This is a genomic window from Escherichia sp. KTE52, from assembly GCF_000408325.1.
Classification (GTDB): domain Bacteria; phylum Pseudomonadota; class Gammaproteobacteria; order Enterobacterales; family Enterobacteriaceae; genus Escherichia; species Escherichia marmotae.
The window spans coordinates 1,483,970-1,501,482 of record NZ_KE138680.1 but is presented as its reverse complement, the minus strand read 5'-3'; the positions used below and the strand labels follow the sequence as shown (position 1 = coordinate 1,501,482).

General features: G+C 51.9%; 16 protein-coding genes. 7 read left to right on the top strand and 9 right to left on the bottom strand.

Annotated elements, in window-relative coordinates; translation table 11 throughout:
• Positions 1-58 precede the first annotated feature (58 nt).
• The 5 genes from A1SC_RS04630 (at position 59) to A1SC_RS04650 (ending at position 7,018) form a co-directional block, all read left to right on the top strand.
• Complete coding sequence (locus tag A1SC_RS04630) at positions 59-1,630, top strand: acyl CoA:acetate/3-ketoacid CoA transferase (RefSeq protein WP_000337274.1); 1,572 nt, start codon at positions 59-61, stop codon at positions 1,628-1,630.
• A complete protein-coding gene (locus A1SC_RS04635) occupies positions 1,623-2,402 on the top strand; it encodes an enoyl-CoA hydratase/isomerase family protein (protein WP_000064839.1) in 780 nt (259 codons plus the stop codon). Before A1SC_RS04630 ends, A1SC_RS04635 begins: the two co-directional genes overlap by 8 nt.
• A gap of 89 nt (positions 2,403-2,491) precedes the next feature.
• A complete protein-coding gene (locus A1SC_RS04640) occupies positions 2,492-3,892 on the top strand; it encodes an MFS transporter (RefSeq protein WP_016249467.1) in 1,401 nt (466 codons plus the stop codon).
• Positions 3,882-5,951, top strand: coding sequence for an FAD-dependent oxidoreductase (locus A1SC_RS04645; protein WP_016262774.1), 2,070 nt, complete (start codon positions 3,882-3,884; stop codon positions 5,949-5,951). Before A1SC_RS04640 ends, A1SC_RS04645 begins: the two co-directional genes overlap by 11 nt.
• Positions 5,952-6,034: 83 nt before the next feature.
• On the top strand, positions 6,035-7,018 hold the full coding sequence (locus A1SC_RS04650; protein ID WP_000235536.1) for a quinone oxidoreductase: 984 nt from the start codon (positions 6,035-6,037) through the stop codon (positions 7,016-7,018).
• Positions 7,019-7,181: 163 nt separating this feature from the next.
• On the opposite strand, the gene pspG is transcribed toward A1SC_RS04650, so the two are convergent.
• Positions 7,182-7,424, bottom strand: a complete 243-nt coding sequence (gene pspG, locus A1SC_RS04655) for an envelope stress response protein PspG (RefSeq protein WP_000891405.1) — start codon at positions 7,422-7,424, stop codon at positions 7,182-7,184.
• 135 nt (positions 7,425-7,559) lie between these two features.
• Entirely contained in the window at positions 7,560-8,555 is a 996-nt protein-coding gene (dusA, locus tag A1SC_RS04660; RefSeq protein ID WP_016262773.1) for a tRNA dihydrouridine(20/20a) synthase DusA, read from the bottom strand.
• A 153-nt stretch (positions 8,556-8,708) separates the two neighbouring features.
• On the opposite strand from dusA, the gene zur reads away from it, so the two are divergent.
• Positions 8,709-9,224 carry a zinc uptake transcriptional repressor Zur gene (gene zur / locus A1SC_RS04665; RefSeq protein WP_016262772.1) on the top strand — a complete coding sequence of 172 codons (516 nt, stop codon included), beginning with the start codon at positions 8,709-8,711 and terminating at the stop codon, positions 9,222-9,224.
• A 41-nt stretch (positions 9,225-9,265) separates the two neighbouring features.
• Here zur and A1SC_RS04670 read toward each other — a convergent pair whose 3' ends face one another.
• The 4 genes from A1SC_RS04670 to dgkA all read right to left on the bottom strand — a co-directional run bounded on the left by A1SC_RS04670 (position 9,266) and on the right by dgkA (position 12,075).
• Positions 9,266-9,475 (bottom strand): CsbD family protein, encoded by a 210-nt coding sequence (locus tag A1SC_RS04670; RefSeq protein ID WP_001030602.1) that lies wholly within the window; start codon positions 9,473-9,475, stop codon positions 9,266-9,268.
• A 115-nt stretch (positions 9,476-9,590) separates the two neighbouring features.
• The gene (gene dinF / locus A1SC_RS04675) at positions 9,591-10,916 is read right to left on the bottom strand and encodes an MATE family efflux transporter DinF (protein ID WP_001517569.1); all 1,326 of its coding nucleotides are present in this window, start codon (positions 10,914-10,916) and stop codon (positions 9,591-9,593) included.
• Between the two features lie 72 nt (positions 10,917-10,988).
• A complete protein-coding gene (lexA, locus tag A1SC_RS04680; RefSeq protein WP_000646076.1) occupies positions 10,989-11,597 on the bottom strand; it encodes a transcriptional repressor LexA in 609 nt (202 codons plus the stop codon).
• Between the two features lie 109 nt (positions 11,598-11,706).
• Positions 11,707-12,075, bottom strand: coding sequence for a diacylglycerol kinase (gene dgkA, locus A1SC_RS04685; protein WP_000002905.1), 369 nt, complete (start codon positions 12,073-12,075; stop codon positions 11,707-11,709).
• 170 nt (positions 12,076-12,245) lie between these two features.
• Between dgkA and plsB the strand changes: the two genes are divergently transcribed.
• Positions 12,246-14,669, top strand: coding sequence for a glycerol-3-phosphate 1-O-acyltransferase PlsB (plsB, locus tag A1SC_RS04690; RefSeq protein ID WP_001517568.1), 2,424 nt, complete (start codon positions 12,246-12,248; stop codon positions 14,667-14,669).
• Between the two features lie 212 nt (positions 14,670-14,881).
• Here plsB and ubiA read toward each other — a convergent pair whose 3' ends face one another.
• From ubiA to malM, 3 genes are all read right to left on the bottom strand, one after another.
• Positions 14,882-15,754: a 4-hydroxybenzoate octaprenyltransferase gene (ubiA, locus tag A1SC_RS04695; RefSeq protein WP_000455236.1), complete on the bottom strand. Its 873-nt coding sequence runs from the start codon at positions 15,752-15,754 to the stop codon at positions 14,882-14,884.
• Between the two features lie 12 nt (positions 15,755-15,766).
• A complete protein-coding gene (ubiC, locus tag A1SC_RS04700) occupies positions 15,767-16,264 on the bottom strand; it encodes a chorismate lyase (protein WP_000019214.1) in 498 nt (165 codons plus the stop codon).
• Between the two features lie 179 nt (positions 16,265-16,443).
• A complete protein-coding gene (malM, locus tag A1SC_RS04705) occupies positions 16,444-17,364 on the bottom strand; it encodes a maltose operon protein MalM (RefSeq protein WP_001517567.1) in 921 nt (306 codons plus the stop codon).
• Positions 17,365-17,513: the final 149 nt, after the last annotated feature.

Below are 17,513 nucleotides of genomic sequence, written 5' to 3'. Positions count from 1 at the left end.
TTACATTGTTATACATGCATATTTTTAATTATTTTTATATCGAAATAAGGAAATTATTATGTGCTCTGTACGCACGATCACTGCATCGGAAGCTGCAGATTTGATTGCTGATGGCGCAGTTGTCACCGTCTCCTCCTCCAGTGGAATGGGTTGCCCGGATGTCGTGCTGGCGGCAATAGGTGAACGCTTTCAACGTGCCGGACATCCGCAAAACATCACTACCATCCACCCTATCGCTGCAGGTGATATGTATGGCGTAAAAGGTGTCGATCATCTGGCGCAACCGGGCTTACTGGCAAAAGTGATCGCAGGCTCCTACCCCTCCGGGCCATCATCAATGACGCCTCCGTTAATCTGGCAAATGATCAATGACAACGCGATCCCCGCCTGGAATCTGCCTTCCGGGATCTTATTTGATATGCACCGGGAAGCCGCGGCTCATCGCCCTGGCGTGCTGACACAAACAGGTATGGATACTTATGTAGATCCCCTGTTGCAGGGCGGTGCAATGAATGAAAAAGCGGCGCAACAATCTCTGGTTGAACGTGTTCGATTTGCTAACGACGACTGGCTGTTTTTCCCCAGTATCGTGCCCCAGGTGGCTATCATTCGCGCTACTACTGCCGATGAACGCGGCAATCTGACTTATGAACATGAAGGGGCTTATCTTGGGCCACTGGAACAAGCCACCGCCGTTCGCAATAACGGTGGAATCGTAATTGCGCAAGTAAAACGGCAGGTTGCTGCCGGAAGCCTGAAACCAAAAGAGGTGCGTATTCCTGGTGTATTGGTGGATTACATCGTAATTGCACCGGAACAAACACAAACCACGCAAACGCAATACGAACCTGCTATTTCCGGCGAAATCAGTCGTCCGCTGTCAGACTTTAGTTATATGGAACATAGCCCGGCGCGGGTTATTGCCCAGCGAGTCGCGCAAGAACTACAACGTGGTGATGCGGTAAATATTGGCTTTGGTATTTCTGCCAACGTGCCGCGTATTTTGCTGGAACAAGGTCGCCACGGTGACGTCACCTGGCTGCTGGAACAAGGGGCGATTGGCGGAGTTCCACTGCTGGAATTTCAGTTCGGCTGCGCTTCTAATGCGGAAGCATTTTTGCCCTCTCCCCAGCAATTCACCTATTTCCAGGGCGGTGGCTTTGATCTCACTCTGATGTCATTTTTACAAATCGGCGCAGATGGCTCAGTAAACGTCTCGCATCTGCCCGCTCGTCCACATGTGACTGCCGGATGCGGTGGTTTTATTGATATCACTTCACATGCGAAGCGGATTATTTTCTCTGGCTTTTTCAATGCAGGTGCACAGCTACAACTGGAAGATGGCCAACTACGTATCATTAAAGAAGGCAAAGCCAAAAAACTGGTGCAAGAAGTCGCCCACGTGACGTTCTCTGGCAAACGCGCGATGGCGCGAGGTCAACAAGTGCAATACATCACTGAACGCTGCGTGTTGGAATTAACACCAGACGGGTTACTGGTCACGGAAATTGCCCCGGGTATTGAGCCTGAACGCGACATTCTCTCCCAAAGCGATGCCCCACTCCGTCTGGCAGACGATCTCAAGTTAATGAATCCCCTCTATTTTCAACAAGGAAGTGACCATGAGTAACGGCACCATTGACCTCCTGCGCAACGATTTCGTTGCCACACTGGTGATTAACCGCCCGGCGAAACTCAACGCATTAACTCCGGAGATGCTTGAACAGCTACTGACACATTGCCATACGCTGGAAACTGATTCGGAGATCCGCGTGGTACTACTGACCAGTGCCAGTGAAAAAGCATTTTGTGTCGGCGCGGATATTCATCGCTGGTCCTCTCTTTCTGCGCTCGATATGTGGCGCAACTGGATCCGTCGCGGTCATCAGGCATTTGACGCACTGGCACAACTGCCACAGCCCGTAATTGCTCTGATGCACGGCCTCGCCTATGGCGGTGGCCTGGAACTGGCTGCTACCGCCGATATCCGTATTTGTAGCGACGAAGCACGGATGGCGCTACCAGAAACCGGGCTGGCGACAGTGCCTGGCTGGTCAGGTACTCAGCGGCTGACGGCACTGATTGGGCGCTCACTGGTGAAAGAATTGATATTTACGGGCGAACCACTGGATGCGCAACGTGCACTGTCCTGCGGACTGGTAAATCGTGTTGTCGCCAGAGAAGCGTTACACGATGCCGGGCAGCAACTGGCACAACGTATCGCCCAGCGCGCTCCCATTGCTGTGCAGCTAGCCAAACAGGTTATTGATGCCGGTGAAGGTATTGCCGTGGCCTCAACGCTTGAAGCACTGGCTGGCGCTTTTTCCTCCACTACTCAAGATGCTCGTGAAGGCAGTCAGGCATTTGCCGAGAAGCGTCAACCGAACTTTAGCGCCCGATAACTTAACGTTTCATTTTGGATTTTAACAACAACGCAGAATCCCATTGATTTTGGGCGGATCTCTTTTATCCGTCTGAAAGGAGATACATCATGCAACCTACACAACTAGCTGAAAAAACGAATGTTTCATCAGCAGATCTGCGTCGCGCGGCGTGGACCTGCTCTCTCGGCAGCGCACTGGAATACTACGATTTCGCACTTTACAGCCTGGCCTCCGCCATTATTTTTGGGCCACTCTTTTTTCCTAATCAGGAACCGGGAATGGCGCTTATCGCCAGTTTTGGTACTTACTTTCTCGGGTTTGCCGTCAGACCGGTAGGCGGCATTCTCTTCGGCTCATTAGGTGATCGTCTGGGACGTAAATTTGTCCTGCTCGCAACGGTGTTGTTAATGGGGATCGCCAGCACGTTGATTGGGGTTTTACCCACCTACGAAACAGCAGGGATCTGGGCACCGATCATGCTTATCGCATTACGCCTGTTACAAGGGCTTGGCGCGGGTGCGGAACAGGCTGGAGCGGCTGTACTGATGACCGAATATGCCCCCAACGGCAAACGGGGTTATTACGCTGCGCTGCCGTTCCTTGGTATTCAGATTGGCACGTTTATGGCATCTGCCGTTTACTTCATCCTGCTCCACAATGTGACAAATCTTGCCGAAACCTGGTGGTGGCGTCTGCCCTTCCTCTCCAGCGTGGTGATTATCGCGGTGGCCATTTATATTCGTCTGCATCTTAAAGAGTCACCGTCATTCGCCAAACTTGAAGCTCGCCAACAAGTTACAGAATCACCTTTACGCAATTTGTTGAAAACGTCACGCCGCAACGTCTTCGTGGGGATTGGTTTGCGCCTGGCAGAAAACGGCGGCTCTTCGATTTATCAGGCTTTAGCTATTAGCTATATCGTTGGTGTGGTTGGGCTGGATAAATCGGTCGGCACACTGTGTCTAATGTCCGCGGTGGTGGTAGGCGCAATTATGGTGCCCGTTGCTGGTTGGCTGACAGACCGCTTCGGCAGGGTTATTGTCTATCGCAGCCTGGCAATTTTTCAGCTATTGATCACCTTTCCGGTATGGTGGTCTTTCAGCCACGGCAATGTTCCGGTCACGATTGTCTCTCTTTCTCTGGCGTTGGGTGTTGGGGCATGGGGGATGTTCGGCGCTCAGGGCGCTTTCCTGCCGGAATTGTTTGGTGCCCGCCATCGTTATATTGGCGTAGCACTGGCAAGGGAAGTTTCTGCAGTTATCGCGGGTGGGATCGCCCCGCTGGTTGGCTCAGCCATCATCTCCTGGGTAATTCACACCAACGATCCAAGCGGTATTGCCGCCTGGATGCCAATTGCGATTTACCTCAGTCTGTTGACCGTTGGCACGATCATTGCGACCTTTTTTGCGCCAGAAACACGCGATCGTGATCTTGATGATCTGGCCGATGCAAGCGTGATCACCGTCTCCCGACGCAATCAAACTACGGGGTCATACCATGACGCATAATGTCTCTGAATCCATTATCGATTCCCTGATAGACGTGAAAATGCCCCATTACGCACCGCTGGCTCAGACCAGCGGGTATATCGACCTCAACGGTTCACTATTGCCAGAGTACCTTTGCAACACTCTGGTTTTGGGAAGCGGTGCCGCCGGGTGGCGTGCCGCAGTTGAGCTCAAGCGACAGAATGTCGATGTGATGGTAGCCTCCAGCAAAGCCTTCTGGGGCACTTCCGCCTGTTCTGGTTCTGATAAACAAACGCTTCACACCGCCAATACTCGTGCAAATGGTGACCATTTTCTGGCATTAAGTGACTCTCTGGCGGCGGGTGGTTCGATGGATTATGACACTGCATATGTTGAGGCCGTCGGATCAGTGAACACCTGTGAAGTACTGAAATATCTGGGTCTGGATCTGCCAGAAGATCTCTTTGGCGCAACGTTGCGTTATCAAACCGATCACGATGAGTTTGGCCGCGCAACCTGTTGCGGCCCACGCACATCGCGCCTGATGGTTAAGGTGCTGGCTCAGGAGGCAATGCGCCTTAATATCCCTCTTTGCGATCACACAACAGCGATTCGTATCCTGACCAGTGATGAAGGAGAAAATAGACGAGTCGCAGGGGTGATCGCAATCGATAAAGCCTGTCGGGATAATCCCTGGCGAATGGTAGTGATTCGCTGCCAACATCTGGTTTTAGCCACGGGCGGGCCTGGTGAACTTTATCGTGACAGTGTCTATCCGGTGAACTGCTTTAGTGCGTTGGGCATGGCACTGGAAGCAGGTATAACCCTGGTGAATCTTACGGAAAGTCAGTTTGGTATCGGTACACCGCGCAGCCAGTTTCCGTGGAATCTTTCCGGTACTTACATGCAAGCAATGCCGCGCATCTACTCGCAGGACCACTCCGGACGTCAGTATAATTTTCTGGCAGCTTATTACCCCACGACTCGTATGCTGGCCTCCGCTATATTTCGCAAAGGTTACCAATGGCCGTTTCACGCGGAACGAATGCTGGACTATGGCTCCAGCCTGCTAGATGTCGCGGTATATGAGGAGACACAAAAAGGGCGCGATGTTTTCCTCGATTTTCTGCAGGAACCGGCCCCCGCAGCGGACGGAACGCCATTCAACCTGCAGGAACTGGATGATGATGTCATCGGCTATCTGCAAGAAAATCACGCTCTGTTGGCGCAACCACTGGCGCGATTAACACAGATGAATCCACTGGCTCTTCGTTTGTATCAGATGCATGGTCATGACCTGACTGCCTCACCACTAAAATTTACGTTAAACAATCAACATCTTAATGGCGGAATTGATGTTGATATTTGGGGGCGTACCTCGCTAATTGGTTGTTATGCTGTCGGAGAAAATGCCGGAACACATGGTGTCACGCGCCCTGGTGGATCAGCGCTCAATGCCGGGCAAGTTTTTGCCCGCCGCTGTGCATTGCATATTGCTCATCAGAAAAGCCAAAACCTCCCTCTCGAGAGGCAACAAATTCTCAGTACGATTAACGAGGCGCAACAGTACCTGAATCAAGGACTGCTGCGCGACGACGTGCGAGAAGCGATACAAAATACCATGAGCCACCATGCCGCAATTTTGTGTCATACACAGGGGCTCAACGCTGCCACGCAAACCATAGCAACACTCTGTGAAGATATTCGCCGGGAAGGTATTCAAAGCGATGAAAACAGCCTCGCCCAATCTTTCCAGTGGCGGCAAAGTGCGCAACTGGCGCTGGCGGTACTGCGCTCTTTACAATGCTATATCGAAAACGGTGGAGGAAGTCGTGGTGCCAGAGCGATCTATGATGGTGAAGCCGGTATCGCACCGCAAACACCCGGTGGGCCACTCCTGACCTGGCGTTTTCGGCCTGAAAATCAGGATGCCCGGCAATTTATGATTTGTGTTTGTCTGGATGCTAATAGTTACCAAACCTGGACTCGCCCGTGCCGTGAGCGAGGCGTATTAACGCTAACCAACTTTGAGCACCAGTGGCAAAACTGGATTTTGGCGACGCTGTTTCATACTGACCAGAGATATTCCGGGTTGTGACCGCAGACCGGAAAAAATCCCCGCGTGGCCTGGCGACTACTGTTAGGCTTAAAACAGATATGTCGCTCAGTAAAGGAGTTTAAATGGCAACGCGCATCGAATTTCACAAGCATGGTGGCCCGGAAGTACTGCAAGCCGTGGAGTTTACTCCTGCCGATCCAGCAGAGAATGAAATCCAGGTCGAAAATAAAGCGATTGGCATCAATTTTATCGACACGTATATCCGCAGCGGCCTTTATCCGCCGCCATCACTACCCAGTGGATTAGGCACCGAAGCGGCTGGCATAGTAAGTAAAGTCGGCAGTAGTGTGAAACATATTAAAGCAGGCGATCGCGTGGTCTATGCGCAGGCGGCATTAGGGGCTTACAGTTCTGTGCATAACGTCAATGCTGATAAAGCAGCGATTCTGCCAGCAGCGATCTCTTTTGAGCAAGCTGCCGCCTCGTTCCTGAAAGGCTTAACGGTTTATTATCTGCTGCGTAAAACCTATGAAATCAAACCTGACGAGCAATTCCTGTTTCATGCCGCGGCGGGTGGTGTGGGCCTGATAGCCTGTCAGTGGGCGAAAGCCTTAGGGGCGAAACTTATTGGCACCGTGAGCACCGCGCAAAAAGCACAAAGTGCCATAAAAGCCGGGGCATGGCAGGTGATTAACTATCGCGACGAAAATCTGGTCGAGCGATTAAAAGAGATCACCGACGGCAAGAAAGTGCGCGTGGTATACGATTCCGTAGGCAAAGATACCTGGGAACGGTCGCTGGATTGTCTGCAACGTCGCGGTTTAATGGTCAGTTTTGGCAACTCATCAGGCGCGGTTACCGGTGTGAACTTAGGCATTCTCAATCAGAAAGGCTCGCTGTATGTGACGCGCCCTTCCTTGCAAGGCTATATCACCACGCGGGATGAGTTAACCGAAGCCAGTAATGAACTGTTTTCATTAATTGCCAGCGGCGTGATTAAGGTCGATGTCGCGGAGCAACAAAAATATCCGCTGAAGGATGCGCGGCGCGCGCATGAGATTCTGGAAAGCCGGGCAACGCAGGGTTCCAGTCTACTGATCCCATAAAGAAATTGGGCTTCCACCTGGGAAGCCCTTTCTTTTATAGTTCGGCTGTATGTAGGGTACAGCTCGATGAATTTGTTTGACGCGCAATAGTGACAGATTTGATTATCAATTCCTATTTTGTTCTAAGGATAAAACCTTAGGTTGTGATCATCCGCACAATCCCTTAGTAACGCCAGCGGTCATAGCGCTGATATTTCGGCACTTTTGGTGCTTTAATCGTCTTGATTACCCACACTACTGCAATCGCCAACAACAGCCACGGCAACAACTTGATCATCAATGCCAGCATACCGCCGAGGAACATAATGGCCGTCGCCACAACCAGCGCGGCGATAATACCCAGCAACGAAACACCAGTGACCATCAACATGACAAAAAAGCCAATAACGAAAAGTAGTTCCAGCATGATGTTCTCCCAAAAATGAAATCTCTTGCTGCCATTACAAGAATCATGCCAAAAACTAATATATTGATTTATCAAAGAAAACGCCCCGCGACCGTGCGCAGGGCGTAGTGAATTTGACTACTTTATGGTGAAAAATTAACGCTTGTCCGCCACCAGTTTGAGCGCGCGTTCCAGCACGTTAATATCGGCACCTGCTTTATGGGCATTTTCACTTAAATAACGCCGCCACTGCCGCGCGCCAGGGATCCCCTGGAACAACCCCAACATATGGCGGGTGATATGACCGAGATACGTACCCTGGCTAAGCTCGCGTTCAATGTACGGATACATGGCTCGTACCACCGCCACCGGATCGGCATAGGTATCCGAGGAACCAAAAATCTCACGATCCACCGCCGCCAGAATGCCGGGGTTTTGATACGCCTCGCGCCCGACCATCACACCATCCATATGTTGCAAATGCGCTTTAGCCTCTTCCAGTGACTTAATACCACCGTTAATCGACATCGTCAGATGCGGGAAATCACGCTTCAGTTGATAGACGCGCGGGTAATCGAGCGGCGGGATTTCACGGTTTTCTTTCGGACTTAAACCAGAAAGCCAGGCTTTACGCGCGTGGATGATAAACATCTCGCATTCACCTTTGCCGGAAACAGTGTTGATGAAATCACAGAGAAATTCATAACTGTCCTGATCATCAATGCCAATACGCGTTTTCACCGTCACCGGAATCGACACCACATCGCGCATCGCTTTCACGCAGTCGGCTACCAATTGCGCATTGCCCATCAGGCACGCGCCAAACATCCCGTTCTGCACCCGGTCAGATGGGCAGCCAACATTCAGGTTGATCTCATCGTATCCGCGCGCTTGTGCCAGCTTCGCACATTGCGCCAGCGCCGCCGGATCGCTTCCACCCAACTGCAACGCCACCGGATGCTCTTCTTCACTGTACGCCAGGTAATCACCTTTACCGTGAATAATCGCCCCGGTGGTCACCATTTCGGTATAGAGCAACGTATTGCGGGAAAGCAGACGCAGGAAATAGCGGCAGTGTCTGTCCGTCCAGTCGAGCATAGGAGCAATCGAGAAACGGTGTGCGGGATAAGCGGTTTGTGATTCTGCTGACATGGCGATTTTTTAAGCATCCGGTGAATTTGGGGCGCTACTATAGCATAACGAATATGCGATCAGGCAATGTGACAGCTATGTCCCCTGTTCTCGGCGTTTAAGTGAGAACTATGGTAAAGTAAGGACATTCTTAACCCCACTTTGAGGTGCCCAATGGAAAAGACCACAACGCAGGAGTTATTAGCGCAGGCTGAGAAACTCTGTGCGCAGCGAAATGTGCGCCTGACCCCGCAGCGCCTGGAAGTGTTGCGTTTGATGAGTCTGCAGGAAGGGGCAATCAGCGCCTACGATCTGCTTGATTTGCTGCGTGAAGCCGAGCCGCAAGCCAAGCCGCCAACGGTTTATCGCGCACTAGATTTTCTGCTTGAGCAGGGTTTTGTACATAAGGTGGAATCCACCAACAGCTATGTGCTCTGCCATCTGTTCGATCAGCCAACTCATACCTCCGCAATGTTTATTTGCGATCGCTGCGGCGCAGTGAAAGAAGAGTGTGCGGAAGGTGTAGAAGACATCATGCATACACTGGCGGCAAAAATGGGTTTTGCCCTGCGGCATAATGTGATTGAAGCGCACGGATTATGTGCAGCATGCGTGGAAATAGAAGCGTGTCGCCATCATGATCAGTGCCAGCATGACCACTCTGTACAGGTGAAAAAGAAACCACGTTAAGAGGGCGTACTTCCTTGTACACATCGGGCAGGAGGGATTAATTACCAGCGGTAATCATGGCGTTTTTCCCAGCTATCAACCTCTTTCTCTGCCTGATCTTTCTGGTAACCGTAACGTTCCTGGATTTTACCCACTAACTGGTCACGTTTACCTTCAATGACCGTCATATCATCATCGGTCAGTTTTCCCCATTGCTCTTTCACTTTACCTTTGAACTGTTTCCAGTTACCGCCGACTTCGTCTTTATTCATATTCAAGTCCTCATCGTTAGGTGGTGAATGAGAGTACGCTCGCTTTTCTTCTGAACGTGGGATTAAGTGTAGTCAGGAATTTGGCTCAGGATTATTTATTCAGAATTTTTAACCATCACGTTTCAGCAAACCAGGTTCCATTGCGCCAGTGACGCCGCCAGATAGCCGCCAGAGAAAGCCCGCGCAGAGCCAGAAAGACGGTTAATGCCAACCACAACCCATGATTACCCAACCACGGCAATGTGAGTAACGTAAGTGCAAAACCTGCCGCTGCCACTGCCATGCTGTTTCGCATTTCGGCGGCGCGCGTTGCGCCAATAAACATGCCATCCAGCAGATAACACCAGACTCCCACCAGCGGCAAAATGACCTGCCAGATAAGGTAACGATCGGCCAGATTCTGAATTTGGGTTAACGAGGTCAGCAACGCGATAATGTGTTCCCCTGCCAGCAGATAAACTACAGAAAACAACAGTGCCACGACACCTGACTGGCGGCACGCTGCGCGCCAGATATCCAGCAATTGACTACCGTCACGCGCGCCATACGCCTGACCAGAATGCGCTTCAACGGCGTAGGCAAAGCCATCCAACGCATAGGCGGTGAAGGTGAGTAACGTCATCAGAACCGCGTTAACAGCGATAATATCGCTCCCCAGCCGCGCGCCAATAACCGTTATTGCGCCAAAGCAGAGTTGCAACAGCAATGAGCGAAGCATGATGTCGCGGTTAAGCGCCAGTAAGCGACGGAAATTTCCTCGCCAGGCTGTTTTCAGCATTTCGCCGGAGATACCGCGCAGTTTGAGGATTTTACGTACCATGAGCAGACCAATCAGCAACGTCGCATATTCTGCAACAACCGTCGCCAGCGCTGCGCCCTGCACGTTCATATGCAGTCCCATCACCAGCCAGATATCCAGCACAATGTTGAGGATATTGCCAACCACTAACAAAATCACTGGCGCACGGGCATATTGCACACCGAGCAACCAGCCAAGCAGCACCAGATTCGCCAGCGACGCCGGGGCGCTTAGCCAACGGATTTCAAGAAAGCGCCGCGCCTGTTCCAGCACTGCTTCGCTACCGCCAACAATATGCAGCGCCAGATCGATAATCGGCGTACGCAGTAGAGCAATCAACGCCCCAGCCCCCAACGCCAACAGCAACGGCTGCACCAGCGCCCGCGCTAATGCCTGAGGATTTTGAGCACCAAAAGCCTGTGCAGTAAGCCCGGTAGTACTCATACGCAAAAACAGCAACAGCATAAAGAGAAAGCTGGTCGCCGTTGCACCAACCGCCACGCCGCCCAGATAAACCGGACTATCAAGATGACCAATAACCGCCGTATCAACCAACCCCAGCAAGGGAACGGTAATATTGGAGAAGATCATGGGTAAGGCGAGATGCCAGAGTGCTTTATCAGATGAAGTGAGGAATGCCATGCCGACAAGCCTGATGAAGAGAGATGAAAAACAAACCGCGACGCCAGGCGGCATCGCGGTATCAGAGATATATTACAGCCAGTCGCCGTTGCGAATAACCCCAACTGCCAGCCCTTCAATAGTGAAGCTCTGCTGACGAAGGTCAACGACAATCGGTTTAAACTCACTGTTTTCTGGCAGCAGTTCGACTTTATTACCCTGCTTTTTCAGACGTTTAACGGTAACTTCGTCATCAATACGCGCGACAACGACCTGACCATTACGTACATCCTGGGTTTTATGCACTGCCAGCAGATCGCCATCCATAATGCCGATATCTTTCATCGACATCCCGCTGACGCGCAGCAGGAAATCGGCATTCGGTTTGAACAGGGAAGGATCGACCTGATAATGACCTTCAATATGCTGTTGCGCCAGAAGCGGTTCACCAGCAGCCACACGGCCTACCAGCGGCAGCCCTTCTTCCTCTTCATGCAACAGACGGATCCCGCGCGATGCGCCGGAAACAATTTCAATAACGCCTTTGCGTGCCAGCGCCTTCAGATGTTCTTCAGCCGCATTTGGGGAACGGAACCCCAAACGCTGCGCGATTTCCGCACGCGTCGGCGGCATACCTGTCTGGCTGATGTGATCACGAATGAGATCAAACACCTCTTGCTGCCTGGCCGTTAACGCTTTCATTCCGCCCCCTGGGTGTATATACAGTTATGCTGTGAGTATATACAGCAAAAGGTGATTTTGGAACCATAAACTGCACAATAAACCAGAGATTTATCGAATTCTGGAAGGGTTATCCAAAATGCGACCATAACAGGATGCACCAGGTAATCACTGCGACGATAATCGCGATCAACACCGCCGCGGACCCCATATCTTTCGCTCGCCCGGAAAGCTCATGGTATTCGGAGCCAATACGGTCAACTACGGCCTCGATGGCGCTATTGAGAATTTCTACGATCATGACCAACATGACGGAGCTAATAAGCAGTACGCGGGTTATCGCGTCCACATCCAGCCAGCAGGCGATGATCACCGCCAACAATACCGCAACGCCTTCCTGACGGAATGCCGCTTCGTTGATCCATGCTGCGCGTAACCCTTTCCAGGAATAGCCAGCAGCTTTGATAATTCGAGTGAATCCAGTGGTATTATTGGCCATTGAAAGAACCTTTTTACATTATGAGCGTCAATATCAGTGTACCGTTAAATCCGATGACTCGGGTTTGCATAACGCCGCGCGAAACATGAGCGGATACCACAGAATTTCCCATGACTTTCTGCTATCCTTGCCGCGCATTTGCATTATTAACCAGAGGCTTTACATCGTTTATGTCCGGCTGGCCACGAATTTACTACAAATTACTGAATTTACCATTAAGCATCCTGGTAAAAAGCAAGTCTATTCCGGCAGATCCTGCCCCGGAACTGGGACTCGATACCTCTCGTCCAATTATGTACGTTTTACCGTACAACTCAAAAGCGGATTTGCTGACGTTGCGCGCCCAGTGTCTGGCACATGATCTGCCCGACCCATTAGAGCCGCTGGAGATCGACGGCACGCTGCTGCCACGCTATGTGTTTATTCACGGCGGGCCGCGTGTTTTCACCTATTACACGCCAAAAGAAGAATCCATTAAGCTGTTCCACGATTATCTCGACCTGCACCGCAGCAACCCGAATCTGGATGTGCAGATGGTGCCGGTATCGGTGATGTTTGGTCGTGCGCCGGGGCGCGAAAAAGGCGAAGTAAACCCACCGTTGCGTATACTCAACGGCGTGCAGAAATTTTTCGCCGTACTGTGGCTTGGTCGCGACAGTTTTGTGCGTTTCTCGCCGTCAGTTTCGCTGCGTCGCATGGCTGATGAACACGGCACGGATAAAATTATCGCCCAGAAACTGGCGCGCGTGGCACGTATGCACTTTGCCCGCCAGCGCCTTGCTGCCGTGGGTCCACGCCTGCCTGCCCGTCAGGACTTGTTCAATAAGCTACTTGCCTCCCGCGCCATTGCCAAAGCGGTAGAAGATGAAGCCCGCAGCAAAAAAATCTCCCATGAAAAAGCGCAGCAAAACGCTATTGCGCTGATGGAAGAGATTGCGGCGAACTTCTCTTACGAGATGATCCGCCTGACTGACCGTATTCTGGGCTTCACCTGGAACCGGCTTTATCAGGGCATCAACGTCCATAACGCCGAGCGCGTTCGCCAGTTGGCCCACGACGGTCATGAGCTGGTATATGTGCCTTGCCATCGCAGTCACATGGACTACCTGCTGCTCTCTTACGTGCTGTATCACCAGGGGCTGGTGCCGCCGCATATCGCCGCTGGGATCAACCTGAACTTCTGGCCTGCCGGGCCGATTTTCCGCCGTCTGGGTGCGTTCTTTATTCGCCGTACGTTTAAAGGCAATAAACTCTACTCCACAGTTTTCCGCGAATATCTCGGTGAACTGTTCAGCCGTGGTTATTCCGTTGAGTACTTTGTGGAGGGTGGGCGTTCGCGAACGGGGCGTCTGCTTGATCCAAAAACCGGCACCCTGTCGATGACCATTCAGGCGATGCTGCGTGGCGGTACACGCCCGATTACGCTGATTCCGATCTACATCGGTTATGAGCACGTCATGGAAGTGGGGACTTACGCCAAAGAACTGCGCGGCGCGACGAAAGAGAAAGAGAGCCTGCCACAGATGCTGCGCGGCTTAAGCAAACTGCGTAATCTTGGACAGGGCTATGTCAACTTCGGTGAACCAATGCCGTTGATGACCTATCTCAACCAGCATGTGCCGGACTGGCGCGAATCAATCGACCCCATCGAAGCGGTGCGTCCAGCCTGGTTAACGCCGACGGTGAATAACATTGCCGCCGATCTGATGGTACGCATTAACAACGCAGGGGCGGCAAACGCCATGAACCTGTGCTGTACTGCGCTTCTGGCGTCACGTCAGCGCTCACTCACCCGCGAGCAGTTAACCGAGCAACTCAACTGTTATCTCGATTTGATGCGCAACGTGCCTTACTCCGCGGATTCAACGGTGCCTTCAGCCAGCGCCAGTGAGCTTATCGATCACGCGCTGCAGATGAACAAGTTTGAAGTCGAGAAAGACACCATCGGTGACATCATCATTCTGCCGCGTGAGCAAGCGGTGCTGATGACCTACTATCGCAACAATATTGCGCATATGTTGGTTCTGCCTTCACTGATGGCGGCAATTGTAACGCAGCATCGCCACATCTCCCGCGACGTATTGATGGAGCACGTCAATGTGCTGTATCCAATGCTGAAAGCAGAGCTGTTCCTACGCTGGGATCGCGACGAATTACCGGGTGTGATTGATGCGCTGGCGAATGAGATGCAACGTCAGGGGCTGATTACGCTGCAAGATGATGAATTGCATATCAACCCGGCGCATTCCCGCACGCTTCAGTTGCTTGCCGCAGGTGCGCGAGAAACGCTGCAACGTTATGCCATCACTTTCTGGCTGCTGAGCGCCAACCCGTCAATCAACCGCGGTACGCTGGAAAAAGAGAGCCGCACCGTGGCACAACGTCTCTCTGTGCTACACGGCATCAACGCACCGGAGTTCTTCGACAAAGCGGTGTTCAGTTCTCTGGTGCTGACGCTGCGTGATGAAGGGTATATCAGCGACAGCGGCGACGCCGAACCGGCAGAGACGATGAAGGTGTACCAGTTGCTGGCGGAGTTGATTACATCCGATGTGCGTTTGACGATTGAGAGTGCGACGCAGGGCGAAGGGTAATTGGTGAGCGTTGCCGGATGCGGCGAAACCGCCTTATCTGGCCTACCATGACCTGCAAATTCAATAAATTGCGATGTGTTATGTAGAGCTGATAAGCGCAGCGCATCAGGCAGCTTTTCACAGAAAAAAGCCGGATAATGGACTGCACCCCAAAAGTTGGACACCCAACTGATTAAGGTGCAGTCCATAATCATCCGACTTTTTTTACATCATCAGAAATGCCAGTAACTCATTGCCAGCCCTAAAAATAGTACCAGGCCAACATAGTTATTATTCATAAACGCTTTAAAGCAGGCTTCACGCTCGCGGTTGGCAATCAGTTTTTGTTGATAAACAAACAGCGCGCCCGCTACCAGAATTGACCAGTAATATCCCCAGCCTAAGCCATTTAACTCGCCAATAATCGCCATCAGTACCAGTACGCCGACCTGCAAAATGCCGATAATCAACTTATCGTATTGACCAAACAAGATTGCCGTGGACTTAATGCCAATCTTTACGTCGTCGTCACGGTCAACCATCGCGTACTGAGTATCGTAAGCCACCGCCCAGAGAATATTGGCGAGGAACATCAGCCAGCAGCTTAACGGTACTGACTCACTCACTGCGGCAAAAGCCATTGGAATCGACCAGCCAAACGCCGCGCCCAGCACCACTTGCGGTAGATGGGTATAACGTTTCATAAATGGGTAAACCCATGCCAGCACCAGCGCAGCAATCGACAACAGAATGGTCATCGTATTCAGCGTCAGCACCAGTAAGAACGAAATTAGCACCAGCACCACAAACAGTGTGCGCGCCTCTTTCTCAGTCACCGCGCCACTGGGAAGCGGTCGGTTTGCCGTGCGCTTAACATGACCGTCAAACTTACGGTCAGCATAGTCATTCACTACACAACCGGCGGCGCGCATTAGCCAGACGCCAGCAACAAACACCGCCAGGATCCAGAGCTGGGGAACACCTGGTGTCGCCACCCACAGCGCCCACAAAGTTGGCCAGAGCAGCAGTAACGCGCCAATTGGCTTATCCGTACGCATTAAGCGGTGAAACGCCAGCAGCTTATTTTGCGTCAGACTCCACTCCATATTTTTTTCCTCTTAGTACAACGGTGATGCCGGTAAAAACAGTTCGGTCAGCAGCAGCGGCTTACCGCTTAATCGCAGGCGGGAACGTCGTCCCCACAGTCCGGCATCACGGCCTATCTCAATAAAGTCCCGGGTTAATGTCGATGATGTGAACAGATAGCGTCCTAACGGCGTTTTACCCAATTTTTGTAACGCCAGCTCAGGGCCACTTAACGTTGACACAGGAACGACGGTACGCCCGGCAAGCCAGGGTTCACCATCAGCACATAACAAAATTTCACGTAACCAGTAACGAGACTCTTTCGGCAGCAGCGGCAATTCTTCGGGGATTTCATTCTGCTCGACAAACCCTTCGCGGATCATCGTCACACTCACCGTTTTTCCCTGCTGTTCAAAACGTTTGGTCATGGAATCTTCCAGCAACAACCAGTCGAGCAGTTGCGGTTCCAGCGCAGGGATCTCTGCAAAATAGCGCAGCGCACGCAGTTGCGTTAACGCGGGGTGTGACATGCCGAACTCTCCGTTACATAACGTAAAGGCATTGTATCGCAGAAAAGCGTTAACGGGAGATGTAAAGCATATTAAGTGATCTAATACGCAACAATAACGCAACAATCACCAAGGGAGAGAAAAAAAAGGTGCATCAGAAGACGCACCAGTTGTTGCAAAATCAGCACTGTGGGGCGTAATTACCCCTTGCCTTTTACACTGCTGATAAAGGTGGAACGGGCAGATGTCGATCCCAGACGTTCAGCTTCATCAAGCAGTTTTAACGCCTTATCAACATCACCTTTCGCGACAGCGTTTTTGATCGCGGTATTAAAATAACTTTCCGTGTCGTTGAGCATAGGTTCGCTTTTCTTCGCTGACACTGGAGCAGGCGCAGCTACGGCTGGCGCTGCCGTGTTGCCTACCGTAACCGGAGCAGGAGCGGAAGAACCAAACAGCGGCCCTACCAACACGCTGGAGCTGGAGTTGGTCTTCACTTTCAGCTTCAGCAAGCCATCAGTGGTATGACGGGCAACCGGATCTGGAATATCCGGCACCGAGTTACCAACGCCTTTGGCATAGGCTTTTGCCGGGTCGAGCAGTTGGGTCGTCTGCTGGAGATCTTTTTCAGTGGTAAAGACCAGAACATAAAGCTTTTGCTGCCCCAGTGCTGGCGTCAGGCGCATAACCCCTTCCAGGCGATCGGCACTCATGACGCCGGGTTCCTGATAGGTGAAATAACTGCTGGGGAAGAAGGCCGATGGCGTCATGTTTTGATCAAGAATCAGCACATTCGGCGCAAATACGCTGGTTTGTTTGTTCACTTCACTGGTCAGCGTCAGAGTAAGCTCGCCAATATTGGCCGGAACGCTGTATGCGGCAACCGGGCCACTGATACCAGGGATGTTCAGTTGTTGGCCGCCGGTCGCCAGTTGGGTCGTCTGAGTCTTAGATTGGTCGACCGGTGTCCAGGTTAATTGTTGCAGCGCGGCAGATGGAATGGCTGGCGCGTCGCTGGTGTTTTGCGGTACGTAGTTGACGTTGGCCAGGCTGATTCCAGGCGCACTCGCCAGCACCCCTGCTGATAAACAGAGGGCGATGAGACTTTTATTCATTTTCATTGTTTTCACCTCAAAATCTGGAGTTCAGCGGTGGCCAGGCAATAGCGCGCTAAACCCGATAAACAGAGGGGCTTACGCCCTTTATAGATAATGACAACCTGTTTTTATGCCGGATGCGGTGCAAGCACTTTATCCGGCCTACATTCGGC

Coding starts and splice junctions, on each gene's coding strand:
- A1SC_RS04630 (WP_000337274.1), top strand. CDS start 59: ATGTGCTCTGTACGCACGATCACTGCATCGGAAGCTGCAGATTTGATT.
- A1SC_RS04635 (WP_000064839.1), top strand. CDS start 1,623: ATGAGTAACGGCACCATTGACCTCCTGCGCAACGATTTCGTTGCCACA.
- A1SC_RS04640 (WP_016249467.1), top strand. CDS start 2,492: ATGCAACCTACACAACTAGCTGAAAAAACGAATGTTTCATCAGCAGAT.
- A1SC_RS04645 (WP_016262774.1), top strand. CDS start 3,882: ATGACGCATAATGTCTCTGAATCCATTATCGATTCCCTGATAGACGTG.
- A1SC_RS04650 (WP_000235536.1), top strand. CDS start 6,035: ATGGCAACGCGCATCGAATTTCACAAGCATGGTGGCCCGGAAGTACTG.
- pspG (WP_000891405.1), bottom strand. CDS start 7,424: ATGCTGGAACTACTTTTCGTTATTGGCTTTTTTGTCATGTTGATGGTC.
- dusA (WP_016262773.1), bottom strand. CDS start 8,555: ATGTCAGCAGAATCACAAACCGCTTATCCCGCACACCGTTTCTCGATT.
- zur (WP_016262772.1), top strand. CDS start 8,709: ATGGAAAAGACCACAACGCAGGAGTTATTAGCGCAGGCTGAGAAACTC.
- A1SC_RS04670 (WP_001030602.1), bottom strand. CDS start 9,475: ATGAATAAAGACGAAGTCGGCGGTAACTGGAAACAGTTCAAAGGTAAA.
- dinF (WP_001517569.1), bottom strand. CDS start 10,916: ATGGCATTCCTCACTTCATCTGATAAAGCACTCTGGCATCTCGCCTTA.
- lexA (WP_000646076.1), bottom strand. CDS start 11,597: ATGAAAGCGTTAACGGCCAGGCAGCAAGAGGTGTTTGATCTCATTCGT.
- dgkA (WP_000002905.1), bottom strand. CDS start 12,075: ATGGCCAATAATACCACTGGATTCACTCGAATTATCAAAGCTGCTGGC.
- plsB (WP_001517568.1), top strand. CDS start 12,246: ATGTCCGGCTGGCCACGAATTTACTACAAATTACTGAATTTACCATTA.
- ubiA (WP_000455236.1), bottom strand. CDS start 15,754: ATGGAGTGGAGTCTGACGCAAAATAAGCTGCTGGCGTTTCACCGCTTA.
- ubiC (WP_000019214.1), bottom strand. CDS start 16,264: ATGTCACACCCCGCGTTAACGCAACTGCGTGCGCTGCGCTATTTTGCA.
- malM (WP_001517567.1), bottom strand. CDS start 17,364: ATGAAAATGAATAAAAGTCTCATCGCCCTCTGTTTATCAGCAGGGGTG.